Origin of the sequence: Lachnoclostridium edouardi (assembly GCF_900240245.1) — a bacterium.
GTDB classification, from domain to species: Bacteria; Bacillota; Clostridia; order Lachnospirales; family Lachnospiraceae; genus Lachnoclostridium_A; species Lachnoclostridium_A edouardi.
Genome location: NZ_OESQ01000001.1, coordinates 333,171 through 347,254, shown reverse-complemented (window position 1 = coordinate 347,254; position 14,084 = coordinate 333,171). Strand labels below are relative to the sequence as shown.

13 protein-coding genes and 3 tRNA genes are annotated in these 14,084 nt (G+C 42.0%); 14 read left to right on the top strand and 2 right to left on the bottom strand.

Features of this window, described 5'->3' with window-relative positions:
- Positions 1–18: 18 nt before the first annotated feature.
- Complete coding sequence (locus C1A07_RS01625) at positions 19–1,149, bottom strand: ComEC/Rec2 family competence protein (protein WP_101875555.1); 1,131 nt, start codon at positions 1,147–1,149, stop codon at positions 19–21.
- 141 nt (positions 1,150–1,290) lie between these two features.
- Between C1A07_RS01625 and C1A07_RS01620 the strand changes: the two genes are divergently transcribed.
- The 11 genes from C1A07_RS01620 to C1A07_RS01580 all read left to right on the top strand — a co-directional run bounded on the left by C1A07_RS01620 (position 1,291) and on the right by C1A07_RS01580 (position 7,448).
- Complete coding sequence (locus C1A07_RS01620; protein ID WP_101875554.1) at positions 1,291–2,121, top strand: transporter substrate-binding domain-containing protein; 831 nt, start codon at positions 1,291–1,293, stop codon at positions 2,119–2,121.
- A gap of 197 nt (positions 2,122–2,318) precedes the next feature.
- Positions 2,319–2,999 carry an amino acid ABC transporter permease gene (locus C1A07_RS01615; protein WP_101875553.1) on the top strand — a complete coding sequence of 227 codons (681 nt, stop codon included), beginning with the start codon at positions 2,319–2,321 and terminating at the stop codon, positions 2,997–2,999.
- Positions 2,989–3,720 carry an amino acid ABC transporter ATP-binding protein gene (locus C1A07_RS01610; RefSeq protein ID WP_101875552.1) on the top strand — a complete coding sequence of 244 codons (732 nt, stop codon included), beginning with the start codon at positions 2,989–2,991 and terminating at the stop codon, positions 3,718–3,720. The genes C1A07_RS01615 and C1A07_RS01610 overlap by 11 nt, the downstream gene beginning before the upstream one ends.
- Positions 3,721–3,818: 98 nt before the next feature.
- Positions 3,819–4,568 carry a phosphatase gene (locus C1A07_RS01605; RefSeq protein WP_101875551.1) on the top strand — a complete coding sequence of 250 codons (750 nt, stop codon included), beginning with the start codon at positions 3,819–3,821 and terminating at the stop codon, positions 4,566–4,568.
- Positions 4,569–4,626: 58 nt separating this feature from the next.
- Positions 4,627–6,021 (top strand): L,D-transpeptidase family protein, encoded by a 1,395-nt coding sequence (locus tag C1A07_RS01600; protein ID WP_242972221.1) that lies wholly within the window; start codon positions 4,627–4,629, stop codon positions 6,019–6,021.
- A gap of 19 nt (positions 6,022–6,040) precedes the next feature.
- Entirely contained in the window at positions 6,041–6,322 is a 282-nt protein-coding gene (locus C1A07_RS01595) for a DUF6506 family protein (RefSeq protein ID WP_101875550.1), read from the top strand.
- 109 nt (positions 6,323–6,431) lie between these two features.
- Positions 6,432–6,502, top strand: a tRNA-Gly gene (locus C1A07_RS01590).
- A 15-nt stretch (positions 6,503–6,517) separates the two neighbouring features.
- Positions 6,518–6,590: transfer RNA gene (locus tag C1A07_RS01585), tRNA-Ala, on the top strand.
- 106 nt (positions 6,591–6,696) lie between these two features.
- Entirely contained in the window at positions 6,697–6,873 is a 177-nt protein-coding gene (locus C1A07_RS16115) for a hypothetical protein (RefSeq protein WP_207654292.1), read from the top strand.
- Positions 6,874–6,890: 17 nt separating this feature from the next.
- Positions 6,891–7,046, top strand: coding sequence for a hypothetical protein (locus C1A07_RS16110; RefSeq protein ID WP_180952147.1), 156 nt, complete (start codon positions 6,891–6,893; stop codon positions 7,044–7,046).
- A gap of 156 nt (positions 7,047–7,202) precedes the next feature.
- A complete protein-coding gene (locus C1A07_RS01580; protein WP_101875549.1) occupies positions 7,203–7,448 on the top strand; it encodes a hypothetical protein in 246 nt (81 codons plus the stop codon).
- A 74-nt stretch (positions 7,449–7,522) separates the two neighbouring features.
- Here the strand turns inward: C1A07_RS01580 and C1A07_RS01575 are convergent.
- Positions 7,523–7,594: transfer RNA gene (locus C1A07_RS01575), tRNA-Glu, on the bottom strand.
- Between the two features lie 416 nt (positions 7,595–8,010).
- On the opposite strand from C1A07_RS01575, the gene C1A07_RS01570 reads away from it, so the two are divergent.
- The 3 genes from C1A07_RS01570 to C1A07_RS01560 all read left to right on the top strand — a co-directional run bounded on the left by C1A07_RS01570 (position 8,011) and on the right by C1A07_RS01560 (position 14,082).
- Entirely contained in the window at positions 8,011–9,687 is a 1,677-nt protein-coding gene (locus tag C1A07_RS01570) for an IS1634 family transposase (RefSeq protein WP_101875548.1), read from the top strand.
- 226 nt (positions 9,688–9,913) lie between these two features.
- Positions 9,914–11,833, top strand: a complete 1,920-nt coding sequence (locus C1A07_RS01565; RefSeq protein ID WP_101875547.1) for a DNA gyrase/topoisomerase IV subunit B — start codon at positions 9,914–9,916, stop codon at positions 11,831–11,833.
- Between the two features lie 11 nt (positions 11,834–11,844).
- Positions 11,845–14,082 carry a DNA gyrase/topoisomerase IV subunit A gene (locus C1A07_RS01560; RefSeq protein WP_101875546.1) on the top strand — a complete coding sequence of 746 codons (2,238 nt, stop codon included), beginning with the start codon at positions 11,845–11,847 and terminating at the stop codon, positions 14,080–14,082.
- Positions 14,083–14,084 lie beyond the last annotated feature (2 nt).

The window sequence follows — 14,084 nt, the reverse complement described above, 5'->3', positions numbered from 1 at the left end:
CTGGCGCCCGCCTCTTTTCTACTTTCTGGGAAGACATCTTTGGCAGGGGGAAAAACCATTTTCAATTAATTGCTCTAAATCTCCTGTATAAATTTCTTTATTGCTTTCTTTTATATCCTCTGCAGAGCTGCAGTCAGGAAGGTGAACTTTTTTTGTATTAGTATTTAAAACATAAGAGCCAGATTCCTGTTTCTTAATTTCTGAAGAATCAAAGGTGGGGGAGGAGCCGGCTTCTCTATCGTCGCCTGAACTGTAGTCTTTGCAGGGCTCTGTATTCCAGGTGATGCCGTTTCCCTCAGAGGTGGCGGTAATGGTGCCTTGAATGTCTGTGCGGAAAAAAGGAATTTCCATGGCCATTATTTTTTCCATAGTTTCCTCATGGGGATGGCCGTAAGAATTATAAGCTCCGCAGGAGATTACCGCATACTCCGGCAGCACCTTTTCCAGAAACTGGTAGGTGGAGGAGGAGGCGGAACCGTGGTGTCCCACACAGAGCACCGTAGAATCCAGGGTCAGGCCTGTGCGGCACATTTCTTCCTCGCTTTCATATTCTGCGTCCCCTGTGAAAAGGAAACTGTCTTTACCGCATGTAAGGCGGAGGACAATGGAGTAATTGTTGCTGTCCCTGTATTTTTCAGAGGAGGGGGCCAGAACCTGAAAGCTTGCGCCGCCCAGGGAAAAGACTGCTCCAGGCTCCGGATGTTCAACTGGAATCCCCAGATTTTCACTGGCTGTAATAAAGGACTGGTATACTTTAGAATCCCAGACGTAATCAGGTCCCAGAATCCGGTCTACATCAAAAGCATTTAAGGTGCCGACAACCCCGTTCAGATGGTCTGAATCATAGTGGGAGGCAACAACATAATCTAATTTTTCTATTCCCTTTTCCTTTAAATAGGCTACCACAAAGGAGGAATACTCTCTGTCCCCTCCGTCGTAAAGCATATAATGGCCCTCGGAGCTGACTAACACAGAAAGCCCCTGGCCTACATCCAGAAAATCCACTTCCAGGGAGGCCTCTTTTTGCTGCTCTGGAGAAAGAGAGGCGGACGGCTCCAGAGAAGGGGGAGAAGAGGACTGGCTGCAGGCTGTACATAAGCTTAGGCTGAGAGACATAAGCAGGGCAAAAAACATTTTTTTCTGGTTCATAATGTTACCTCCAGGTTTGTTTTTCCAAGATTAACATAATACGGAAAACGAAAAAAAGCAAGATTGACTTTACTATTTTATTGTGGTAAAATAGTACGGGTATTTTATAACCAAAAAGGAAGTAAACAGGAGGAGAAAGTAATGAAGAAATTTGCGGCACTTACTATGGCAGCTCTTATGGCAGTTTCTGCAGCCGGCTGCGGAAGTAAAGAGGAGACAGCAGATACAACTGCAGCGGCAACAGAAAGCGCTAAGGCAGAGGAAGCTGATACAACAGAAGCAGCAGAGGCAGAGGGCGAAAAGAAGGTATACCAGATTGCTACAGATACTACATTCGCGCCCTTTGAGTTTGAAAATGACAACGGCGAGATGGTAGGAATCGACTTAGACCTTTTAAAAGCGATTGCAGAGGATCAGGGATTTGATTATGAGCTGCAGGTAGTTGGCTTCAGCGCCGCTGTTACAGCTATGGAGTCAGGAGCTGCAGACGCGGTAATCGCCGGTATGTCTATTACCCCTGAAAGAGAAGAGAAATATGATTTCTCCGATCCATATTTTGAGTCCGGCGTAGGCTGCGCAGTGCTGGCTGATTCTGATATTACAGATTACGCTCAGTTAGAGGGTATGCAGGTTGCTGCAAAGATCGGTACAGAGGGCTGCAAGTTTGCAGAGTCTATTGCAGATGAATACGGCTTTACAGTAACACAGTTTGATTCCTCTTCTAATATGTATCAGGACGTAATGGCAGGAACATCTGCAGCATGTTTTGAGGACTATCCTGTAATGGGATATGAGATTACAAGAGGACTGGGCTTAAAGATGTTAGATAAGCTGGAGTCTAAGAACGAGTACGGCATCGCTGTGATGAAGGGCGAGAATCAGGAACTGCTTCAGATGATCAATGATGGTCTGGCTAACCTGAGAGAAAGCGGCAAGTACGACGAGATCATTAATACATATATTGCAAAATAATCAGGTTTGCCGCTTTTAAAGTAACAGGACACGCTGGCAGGGGAGGAGCTGACGGGACTGGATTTATGTCCCTTTAGCTTTTCCGGCTGTTGCCGCCCACATCTGAAAAGATAAAGCCTGCAATTTTGCTGCTCTGTGCAGATTTTATCTTTTCAGATGTTTACGGCTTATAAAATTTTAACAGTTAGGATGAGAGTATGGAAGTAATTAACGTATTAATTAAGTATTTTCCTTCATTTATGGTAGCTTTAGGCATGACTATGAAGCTGACCGTCATTTCTTTGATCTGCGCCACAATTCTGGGAGTTATTTTCGGTCTTTTCAATGTTTCCGGAAAAAGGCTGCTGAAGCTTATTGCCAATATTTATATTGATGTAATCAGGGGAACGCCTTTGATGGTTCAGGCCATGATTATTTATTACGGCCTCGCCCAGGCGCTGCGCCCTTATGGGTTTGCATGGAAGAATTTAGGTGGTGTGGATACGGCGGGGATTGTAATCCTCAGCCTGAATGCAGGAGCTTACATGGCGGAGATTATCAGAGGCGGTATTGAATCTGTGGATAAGGGACAGATGGAGGCGGCCAGAAGCTTAGGTCTCCCTTACGGAAAAGCTATGAGTAAGATTATTCTTCCTCAGGCCTTCCGCACTATGATGCCGTCTATTATCAACCAGTTTATTATTTCTCTGAAAGATACCTCTCTGATCTCTGTAATCGGAGTTTCCGAGTTGACAAAAAGAGGAAATATTCTGGTTGCCAACGCTTCCACTAAGGTTATGGCTATCTGGATTTGCGTAGCTTTGTTTTATCTGGTAGTCTGCACCATTCTTTCTAAGGTAGCAAAAATTGTAGAGAGGAAGGTGTCCTATGCCAAGTAAGATTATTGTAAAGAATTTGAAGAAAAGCTTTGGAAGCCTGGAGGTTTTAAAGGACATTAATATGGATGTGGAGGAGGGGGAGGTTGTATGCCTGATCGGTCCTTCCGGATCTGGAAAAAGTACCTTTCTCCGCTGTCTGAACCGTCTGGAGGATATTACCAGCGGCGTTGTAACTGTGGACGGCCATTTAATGTCAGACAGGAAAATCAATATTAATAAAGTCAGAGAAAACATTGGAATGGTTTTCCAGCATTTTAATTTGTTCCCCCACTTATCTGTACTGGGAAATATTATGATGGCTCCTGTGGAGCTGAAAAAGATGACAAAGGACGAGGCCAGAAAAAAAGGCATGGATCTTTTGACGAGAGTTGGTTTGTCAGATAAGGCGGACGTTTATCCGGGACAGCTTTCAGGAGGTCAGAAGCAGCGTGTGGCGATTGCCAGAGCCTTGGCTATGAATCCTGATATTATGCTGTTTGACGAGCCTACCAGCGCCCTGGACCCGGAAATGGTGGGAGAGGTTTTGGAGGTTATGAAGCAGCTGGCTGCCGATGGCATGACCATGGTAGTGGTAACCCATGAAATGGGATTTGCCAGAGAGGTGGCGGACCGCGTTGTATTTATGGATGGAGGCTACATTGTAGAGGAGGGCACGCCGGAGGAGGTATTCGGCAATCCTAAGGAAGAAAGAACAATCAGTTTTCTTAATAAGGTTTTATAACAATAAAAATGTGCTGCAGAACAGTCTGTTTTAAACAGAAGGCTTCTGCAGCATTGTTTGTATCCTGACAGCGTAGTGTTTTGAGAAAGGACATGATTATGAGAAAAATAAAATTAGATGTGCATACTCACACCATTGCCAGCGGTCACGCTTACGGCACTTTAAATGAAATGGCTAAGGCCGCTGCAGAGAAAGGGCTGGATATTTTAGGAATTACGGAGCACGCTCCCGGCATACCAGGCACATGTGATATGATTTATTTTGCAAATATGAAGGTAGTGCCCAGAAGGCTTTACGGTGTGGAGCTTCTGCTGGGAGCTGAAATAAATATTTTAGATTATGATGGCAGATTAAGCTTTCCCGACAGTCATTTTAAGTATTTAGATGTAAGAATTGCAGGGATTCACAGCCTTTGCTACAAAAACGGGACAAAGGAGGAGAATACCAGGGCTGTAGTAAATGCAATAAAAGATCCCAGAATTGATATTATCAGCCATCCTGACGACGGACGCTGCCCTTTGGACTATAAGCAGGTGGTGGAGGCCGCCAAAGAATACAGAACCCTTTTAGAGGTAAATAATAATTCCCTCCGCCTGCCGGCCAGAAGAAAGGTAAAGGAAAATATTCTGGAATTTTTAGAATTGTGCGTTGAATATGAACAGCCGGTCATAGCCGACAGCGACGCACATTTTATGGATGATGTGGCAAACTTAGATCACGCCTCAGTTCTTTTAGATCAGTCAGGATTTCCGGAGCATCTGCTGATGAATTATTATCCGGACCAATTTAAGGAATTTTTAAGAAAAAACAGAGAGCTGGAGAGAGTGTGGAGAAACAGCAGGCATTGACTTTTGCAGCAGGGAAGTTTACAATCAGAGAAGAGTAAAAAGGAAAGAGAGTGGAAATATGGCAAAAAAATTTTTCACAAAATCTGTAATACTTCTGATGACAACAGCTATGTGCATGGCGGGGAATATTGCGGCCTATGCAGATACCCAGGCGGATGAAAATCCGGCGGTTTATGTTACGGGAACTACTATTAACGGGATAAATGTTACGGGAAAAACTCCTGAGGAAGCAAAGGGCTATATGGAATCATACTATGCCGGAAGCTTTGAATTGACGATTATAGACAGCAGCGGAAGGGAAACTAAAATCAGCAACAGCGATATTCAGCTGTCGGCCACAGTAAACGGAGGGCTTTCAGAGGTTCTGGCTCAGGAAAACCAAAATGGAAGAGCATCAGGTCCTTCTGTAGACAACAGCTATACTGTGGACATGACTGTTTCTTATGATGAAAATGCTCTTTCTCAAAAGCTGGAGTCTATGCCGTGTATGACTACAGGCGTAATTCAGACAGCTGACGCCCACATATCTGCCTGGGCGGAGGGACAGCCCTTTACTATTGTGCCTGAGGTAGCCGGCAACAGCATCAATAAAGAGGCGATGACAGCGGCAGTTAAAAATGCTGTGGAAACCGGCCAGAGAACTTTGAATTTATACGATGCAGACTGTTATGAAAAGGTTCAGATCCGCTCTGATAATCAGGAACTGGCCCAGCTTTGTGAGAATATGAACAAATGTGTAAATATGAGCATTACATATGCATTTGGAGATCAGTCTGAGGTGCTCCAGGGAAATGTGATTGCTTCCTGGATTCAGGGAAGCCAGGGCACAGAGATTAATATTAACAGAGACGAGGCGGCGGTATTTGTAAAAGGTCTGGCAGATAAGTACAATACTGCAGGCAGAGAACATGTTTTTAAAACCACTTCAGGGAAAGAGGTAACAGTAACAGGCCCTTATGGATGGAAGCTAGATGAGGCGGGAGAAATTGAGGCCTTAATAGGCATGATCCGCACAGGGGAAAGTCAGACTAGGGAGCCGTCATATGCACAGCAGGCGGCCAGCAGAAGCGGCAATGACTACGGAAACACTTATGTGGAAATAGATTTAGGCCAGCAGCACATGTATTTATATGAAAACGGGGCTATGATTTTGGACGCTCCTTTTGTATCTGGAAATGTGTCTAAGGGGTGGACAACTCCTCCGGGGATTTTCGGCCTTTATTATAAGCAGAGAGATAAAATATTAAGAGGAGAAGACTATGCTTCCCCGGTAGATTATTGGATGCCTTTTAACGGAGGCATTGGTCTTCACGATGCCAACTGGCGTTCCACCTTTGGAGGCACTATTTATCAAAAATCAGGCTCTCACGGGTGTATTAACCTTCCGCCGGCAAAGGCGGCAGTCCTTTATGACCACGTTTACAAAAATATACCGGTAATTTGCTATAATTAAGCTGTTAGGAGAGATTTTTATGAAATTTGCATTTTTAATTATGGGAGAGTTTGACTCTGAAAAGGACAGGCAAAGTATTCACGGCGGCGCTGCTCAAATCATTGGGGTTTCTAATATAGAAGAGGCCTGCAGGGAAGCGAAGCAGCTGCAGAGAGAGGGAATCGACTGTATTGAGGTGTGCGGCGCTTTTGGAGAAAAAGGAGTGGAGGCAGTTATTCAGGCTACGGATAATCAGATTCCTGTAGGCTATGTGGTGCATCTGCCAAAGCAGGATAAGCTGTTTCAGGCTTTATTCGGGTAGTTTGGGAAGATTTCAGCCCTGAGATTGTCTGAAATTTTCTCCACAGAATTGTTTGAGATTTTGGTTGAATTTTTCAAATTATATGATATAATAATTGTATTGTAAATATGCAGATATAGTTCATCGGTAGAATATCAGCTTCCCAAGCTGAGGAGGCGGGTTCGATTCCCGTTATCTGCTTTACAATATAATTATGGGGGTATAGCTCAGCTGGGAGAGCGCTTGAATGGCATTCAAGAGGTCATGGGTTCAAATCCCACTATCTCCACGAAAGGCCGCAGCAGTTTGCTGCGGTTTTTATTCATGGGAGGCCTTATCTTCTGTGAATAAAAAGTTTCCAGTGGATGTGTACACTTTTTTACATTAGGAGGGGAATGAAGATGACAATTGCTTCCAATAAATCAGAGGTGCGGGTTGTAGAATACGCGCCGGATGATACTTTTTTGCGCTTACTGCCGCTATTAAAAAATCCAGCCATTTTTCCATTAAATCTACAGATCCTGCTTACAGGACGATTCACGCTCATGCCGGATTTTCTTTTAGATCAATAGGAGAAAATATAAAGATAGTGGTTTCTCCAACTGAGAATGGCATGTCCCAGATTTCTGTTTCATCTGTTTCCAAGATGGCGTTGATTGACTGGGGAAAGAATAAAGATAATTTAGATATGATTATGAGGATGCTGGCTGAGGAACTGACGCGGTTCCAGAAGGTAACTGGCTGAAACTATTAAGAAAAATAAAAGCAATCTTTAGGCTGTATATATGCCAAAGATTGCTTTTTTGTGTTTAAAAACAGACTTGACAATCAGAACAAATGTTCGTATAATATAAACAGAACATTTGTTCTTTTAAAGGTTTAAAAGAAGGGAGAGCGGCGAATGTATATTACAAAAGAAAATTTAAACCAGGTGATATTTGAAAATGAAGATGCCAGACTGTTGATTCAAGATGTGGTAAGCCATACAAGCGCCAATCTGTACTATTATTATGACGTGGAGATTACGGTGGCTATGGCCCTTGATATATGGAACAGAGCTTATAAAGCAGACGAGGAAAATGGATTTTATCAGGCTTCTTTTTTAAATCACCTTACAAAAGAACAGGGAGCTCTTTGTGCTCTTTGATTTCATAGAAAGCAATTTTTTATAAATTTTCTGTGAAATGAAAAAAAAACCTCTGCTTAAATGCAGAGGTTTTATGACCTATCCGGGAATCGAACCCGGGTTTCCGCCGTGAGAGGGCGGCGTCTTGACCGCTTGACCAATAGGCCTTAGCTATTTTGTATTAAATCAGCGAACTTTGATATATTATCATCCCTTAGGAAAAAAATCAAGTACTTTTTTGATTTTTTTTAAAATTTCAAATTTTTCAATTTTATAATCCCGTCTTTAGAAGTTAGCACTAGAAATCTTTAGGAGTATTTTCTGCTCTGAAGCCTCACAAATGCCTTTAAATAAGGCTTTTTTTATTGCAAAAAAACTTTTCAAAATTCTTTTTTTGCGATATACTAATAGTGTTNCCCGTCTTTAGAAGTTAGCACTAGAAATCTTTAGGAGTATTTTCTGCTCTGAAGCCTCACAAATGCCTTTAAATAAGGCTTTTTTTATTGCAAAAAAACTTTTCAAAATTCTTTTTTTGCGATATACTAATAGTGTTAGTGGTGCTATCTTTTTGAGGAGGGATTCTATGGCATATTTTTTAAAAAAGACAACTTTAAAAGGCAGAACTTATCTTGCGATTTATGACAGTTTTTATAATCAGGAAAAAAAGGGGGCAGCTCACAAATGCTACAAATCCCTTGGCTCTGTAGAAACACTGAAAAAGAACGGCATGGAAGATCCAATCTCTTTTTACCAACAAGAAGTAGCTCTCTTAAACCAGCAACGAAAAGAAGAAGGTGTCCGCAAAATTTCTGACATTTCTCCAACTCTTTATCTTGGATACTTTCCACTGAAAGCAATCCTTGAGAAATTAAAAATCCAAAAGTATGTGAATTATTTTCATCTTACATATGATTTTCAGTTCGATCTTTATGAATTGATTTCTACATTAGTCTACGCAAGAGGTGTATGCCCATGCAGTAAAAACAGGACATTCCACGATGTGCTTCCCAATCTGTACCATTCGTCGCATTATTCCTATGATCAGCTTCTTGATGGTCTTGCCTTTTTGGGAGAAAACTATGAAAAGTTTATCGAGATCTTTACTGTACAAACTGCGGCTGTTTATGGACTGGATACTTCAAACTCTTACTTTGATTGTACGAATTTCTATTTTGAAATAGACAGGGAGGATGATTTCAGAAAAAAAGGACCGAGCAAAGAAAACAAAAAGGAACCCATCATCGGTCTTGGGCTCCTTTTGGATCGGAACCAGATTCCGGTCGGTATGAAGATGTATCCGGGAAATGAGTCAGAAAAACCCATTCTACGTGATGTGATTGATGGACTTAAAAATAGGAACAATATCATGGGAAAAACCATCCATGTCGCAGACAAAGGACTTAATTGTGCACAAAACATTGCGTTTTCAAAACAGAATGGAGATGGTTATCTGTTTTCAAAATCTGTAAAAACCTTGCCTTCGACAGAAAAAACCTGGGTATTATTAGAACAGGATTACAAAGATGTCAAAGATAAAAGCGGAAAACTTTTATACCGCTATAAAAGCTGTATTGATACTTTTCCTTATTCCATAGAGTATAACGGAAAAAAACAGACCATTATGCTTACAGAGAAACGCCTGGTTACCTACAATCCTTCCCTTGCTGCAAAAAAAAGATATGAAATAAACCGCCTTGTAGAAAAAGCAAAAGCACTTACCCTGTCACAAGCCAAAAGGAATGACTTTGGAGAAGCAGGAAAATATGTGGATTTCACAGATAAAACAGGAAATAAAGCAAAAACAAGGATTAATCAGGCTGCCATCGATAAGGACCTCGAACTTGCCGGATACAATCTTCTGGTCACATCCGAAACCCAGATGACAGATCAGGATATTTACTGTACTTACCATAATCTGTGGAGAATTGAAGAATCCTTTAAGATTATGAAATCAGACCTGGATGCACGGCCGGTATTTCTTCAAAAAGAAAATACGATTAAAGGCCACTTTTTGATTTGCTATTTAACAGTTCTCTTAGAGAGGATTTTTCAATTTAAGATACTGGATGAAAAATATTCAACTTCAGATATATTTAGATTCATTAAAGATTTCAGGGTAACAAAAGGCGAACATAAATATATAAACACCACAAGGGATTGTACTTTTATAAATGACCTAGCTGATAAATTTCATCTTCCTTTAACGAATTACTTTCTATCTGAAACTCAAATAAACACCATTTTTAATTATAAACTATAATAACAAACACAGAAGGACTGCCGCTAGCAGTCCTTCTAAACCTTAAAGTTTGCACTATTTTTTAATCTCTGATACCAAAGTCAGGTATTATCATCCCTTAGGAAAAAAATCAAGTACTTTTTTGATTTTTTTTAAAATTTCAAATTTTTCAATTTTATAATCACTTGCCAAAAATTTTGGTTTATGTAATAATATCAGAAGAATTTACAAGATATGGAGGCGTAACATGGCTAAGACACAGTATAATGCGGACAGTATTACCGTTCTGGAGGGCCTGGAGGCTGTCAGAAAACGTCCGGGTATGTACATAGGAGGGGTTGGTACAAAAGGGCTTAACCATTTAATATATGAAATTGTAGATAATGCGGTGGACGAGCATTTGGCAGGATATTGTACAGAGATATGGGTGACTTTGGAGAAAGACGGTTCCTGTACAGTAAAGGATAGCGGCAGAGGCATTCCTGTGGAGATGCACAAAAAAGGTATCTCGGCAGAGAGGGTAGTCTTGGCTACTCTACACGCAGGGGGAAAGTTTGACAATGACGCATATAAGACAAGCGGCGGTCTCCACGGCGTAGGCTCGTCTGTTGTCAACGCTTTATCTGAACATATGGATGTGAAAATATACCGGAACGGATGTATTTACCACGACGCTTATGAGCGGGGCATCCCTGTAGTAGAGCTGCAGGACGGCCTTCTTCCTGTTGTGGGAAAGACAAGGGCCACTGGAACAGAGATTAATTTTTCTCCTGACGGAGAAATTTTTGAAAAGACAAAGTTTAAAGCAGACTGGTTAAAAAGCCGCCTCCACGAGACGGCATATTTAAATCCGGGCCTGACTATTTACTATGAAAATAAAAGAGCGGGTGAGGAAGAGAAGATTATTTTTGCAGAGCCGGAAGGGATTGTGGCATATGTAAAAGAGCTGAACGCAGGCAAAGAGGCTATCCACGACCCGGTTTATTATAAGGGAACTGCAGAGGGAATCGAGGTAGAGGCGGCGTTTCAGTTTGTAGATACCTTTGAGGAAAATATTTTAGGCTTTTGCAACAATATTTTTACTCAGGAGGGAGGAACCCATTTAGTCGGGTTTAAAACCAGATTTACGCAGATGATTAACAGCTATGCCAGGGAGTTAGGTATCTTAAAGGACAGGGACGCCAATTTTACAGGCGCAGATACCAGAAACGGCATGACGGCGATTGTTGCAGTGAAGCATCCGGATCCTATTTTTGAAGGCCAGACAAAAACAAAGCTGGCCAGCGCAGACGCCACAAAGGCAGTATTTTCCATTACAGGGGACGAGGTACAAAGATTTTTTGACAGGAACCTGGAGATTTTAAAGGGAGTGATTGCCTGCGCAGAAAAGTCGGCGAAGATCAGAAAGGCGGAGGAAAAGGCTAAGACCAATATGCTGTCTAAGTCTAAATTTTCCTTTGACAGCAACGGAAAGCTGGCTAACTGTGAAAGCAGAGACGCATCCAGATGCGAGATCTTTATTGTAGAGGGAGATTCTGCCGGAGGTTCGGCAAAGACAGCCAGAAACAGACAGTATCAGGCCATTCTTCCTATTCGTGGAAAAATTCTTAATGTGGAAAAGGCTTCCATGGACAAGGTGCTGGCAAATGCTGAGATCAAGACAATGATTAATGCCTTTGGCTGCGGCTTTTCAGAAGGGTATGGAAATGATTTTGATATTACCAAGCTAAGATATGACAAGATTATTTTAATGACTGATGCCGACGTGGACGGCAGCCATATTGATACTTTGCTTCTGACATTTTTGTACCGTTTTATGCCTGAGTTAATTTATAACGGCCATGTGTTTATTGCTATGCCTCCTTTATTTAAGGTGGTGCCTAAAAAAGGGGAGGGGCAGTATCTTTATGATGAAAAGGAGCTGGAAAGATACAGAAGAACTCATACAGGAGATTTCACCTTGCAAAGATATAAGGGATTAGGAGAAATGGACGCAGATCAGCTGTGGGAGACTACCCTGGATCCTGAACGGCGTGTGTTAAAGCAGGTGGAGATAGAGGACGCCAGACTGGCTTCTGAGATTACGGAGATGCTTATGGGAAGCGACGTGCCCCCCAGACGGCAGTTTATATATGATCATGCAGATGAAGCAGAAATTGACGCATAAGGAGAGAAATAATGGCTGAGAAAATTATTAAAACAGAATATTCTGAGGAAATGCAGAAAAGCTATATGAATTATTCCATGAGCGTCATCACTGCCAGGGCCATTCCTGATGCCAGGGACGGTTTAAAGCCGGTGCAGCGCCGGGTGCTGTACGATATGAGCGAGCTTAGATTAAATCACGATAAGCCTCACAGGAAGTCGGCGCGTATTGTAGGCGATACTATGGGTAAGTATCATCCTCACGGCGACAGCTCTATTTACGAGACCTTGGTAGTAATGTCTCAAGTGTTTAAAAAAGGTATGCCCTTAATTAACGGCCACGGCAACTTCGGTTCCATAGAAGGGGACGGGGCGGCGGCTATGCGTTACACTGAGGCCAGACTGGAAAAGTTTGCAGAGGAAGTGTATTTAAAAGACCTGGACAAAACAGTGAACTTTGTTTCCAACTATGATGAAACAGAGAAGGAGCCGGAGGTGCTGCCTGTGCGAGTGCCTAATCTTTTGATTAATGGAGCGGAGGGAATCGCCGTAGGTATGAGCACCAGCATCCCTCCTCACAATCTGGGGGAGGTAATCGATGCAGTACAGGCTTTTATTGACAATCCTCAGATTACGACAGAGGAGTTAATGACATATCTTCCAGGCCCGGATTTTCCTACAGGCGGAATTATTGCCAATAAAAAAGATCTGCCGGCTATTTATGAAACCGGCATGGGAAAGATTAAGCTGAGGGGAAAAATAGAGATTGAGCTGGGAAAAAGAAAAGCTGACAAAGATAAATTAATCATTACAGAGATTCCTTATACAATGGTGGGAGCCGGAATTAATAAATTTCTGGTAGACGTGGCTGATTTAGTAGAGAGTAAAAAGCTGTCAGATGTGGTGGATATTTCCAATCAGTCTAACAAAGAGGGAATCCGCATTGTATTAGAGCTGAAAAAGGATGCGGATGTAGAGAAAATTAAAAATATTCTGTATAAAAAAACAAAGCTGGAGGATACCTTTGGCGTTAATATGCTGGCAATTACAGAGGGAAGGCCTGAAACCTTAAATCTTCAGGGGGTTTTTAAAAACTACCTGGATTTTCAGTATGAAAACGCCACCAGAAAGTATACGGCGCTTTTGGAAAAGGAGCAGGAGAAAAAGGAGATCCAGGAAGGCTTAATTCACGCCTGTGATGTAATTGACTTGATTATCGCTGTACTTAGAGGCTCCAGAAGTTTAAAGGATGCAAAGGCATGTTTGATTTCCGGGGATATTTCCAATATTCATTTCCGGATGAATGGATTTGAGGAGGATGCCAAAAAGCTGTGTTTTACAGAGCGGCAGGCCACAGCTATTTTGGAAATGAGAATGTATAAGCTGATTGGTCTGGAGATCATGGCTTTAGAAAAGGATTATAAAGAGACCTTAAAGAAAATTGCTCAGTATACCAAGATTTTAAAAAGCAGAAAAAACATGGATATTGTTTTAAAAGAGGATCTGGAGAATATTAAAAGGGAATTTGCTTCTCCAAGACGTACTGCGATTGAGGACGGCAAGGAAGCTGTATATGACGAGACTGCTGTAGAGATTCAGCCTGTAGTGTTTGTTATGGACCGCTTTGGATATTGTAAGATCATGGAAAAGTCAGCGTACGAGAGAAATAAAGAAGCTGTGGATGGAGAAAACGCCTATGTAGTAAATTGCATGAATACGGATAAAATCTGTATTTTTACTAACCTTGGAAATCTCCATCAAATAAAAGTTATGGATGTGCCTATGGGCAAGCTGAGGGATAAAGGTGTTCCCGCAGACAATTTAAGCCGTTTTGACGGGACAAAGGAGAATTGTATCTATTTAATTAACGCAGAGGCCTTAAAAGGCAGCAGCCTTTTATTTGCCACAAAAATGGCCACAGTAAAGGCAGTGCCCGGGGAGGAATTTGAGACCAATAACCGTACAGTGGTATCTACAAAGCTTCAGGACGGGGACGAGATTGCAGTGATTCGTATGATTGGCGGGGAGGCTGAGGCAGTGATTCAAACGAACAGCGGGGTTTTCCTCAGATTTAATCTGAACGAAATCCCTGTAATGAAGAAAAGCGCCAGAGGAGTCAGAGGCATTAAGCTGGCCAGAGAAGAGTTTTTGGAGAATATATATTTACTGGGAGAAGATCCTGTAGTAAATTATAAGGGTAAGGAAGTGCACCTGAACCGTTTGAAGATCAGTAAAAGAGACGGAAAGGGAAGCAAGGTCAGATTATCCTAAAG

Excerpts from the sequence above, each read along its gene's own strand:
- C1A07_RS01615 (WP_101875553.1), top strand. The coding sequence starts at position 2,319 with ATGGAAGTAATTAACGTATTAATTAAGTATTTTCCTTCATTTATGGTA.
- C1A07_RS01560 (WP_101875546.1), top strand. The coding sequence starts at position 11,845 with ATGGCTGAGAAAATTATTAAAACAGAATATTCTGAGGAAATGCAGAAA.
- C1A07_RS01600 (WP_242972221.1), top strand. The coding sequence starts at position 4,627 with ATGGCAAAAAAATTTTTCACAAAATCTGTAATACTTCTGATGACAACA.
- C1A07_RS01605 (WP_101875551.1), top strand. The coding sequence starts at position 3,819 with ATGAGAAAAATAAAATTAGATGTGCATACTCACACCATTGCCAGCGGT.
- C1A07_RS01580 (WP_101875549.1), top strand. The coding sequence starts at position 7,203 with ATGTATATTACAAAAGAAAATTTAAACCAGGTGATATTTGAAAATGAA.
- C1A07_RS01565 (WP_101875547.1), top strand. The coding sequence starts at position 9,914 with ATGGCTAAGACACAGTATAATGCGGACAGTATTACCGTTCTGGAGGGC.
- C1A07_RS01620 (WP_101875554.1), top strand. The coding sequence starts at position 1,291 with ATGAAGAAATTTGCGGCACTTACTATGGCAGCTCTTATGGCAGTTTCT.
- C1A07_RS01570 (WP_101875548.1), top strand. The coding sequence starts at position 8,011 with ATGGCATATTTTTTAAAAAAGACAACTTTAAAAGGCAGAACTTATCTT.
- C1A07_RS01595 (WP_101875550.1), top strand. The coding sequence starts at position 6,041 with ATGAAATTTGCATTTTTAATTATGGGAGAGTTTGACTCTGAAAAGGAC.
- C1A07_RS01625 (WP_101875555.1), bottom strand. The coding sequence starts at position 1,149 with ATGAACCAGAAAAAAATGTTTTTTGCCCTGCTTATGTCTCTCAGCCTA.
- C1A07_RS16115 (WP_207654292.1), top strand. The coding sequence starts at position 6,697 with ATGAAGATGACAATTGCTTCCAATAAATCAGAGGTGCGGGTTGTAGAA.
- C1A07_RS01610 (WP_101875552.1), top strand. The coding sequence starts at position 2,989 with ATGCCAAGTAAGATTATTGTAAAGAATTTGAAGAAAAGCTTTGGAAGC.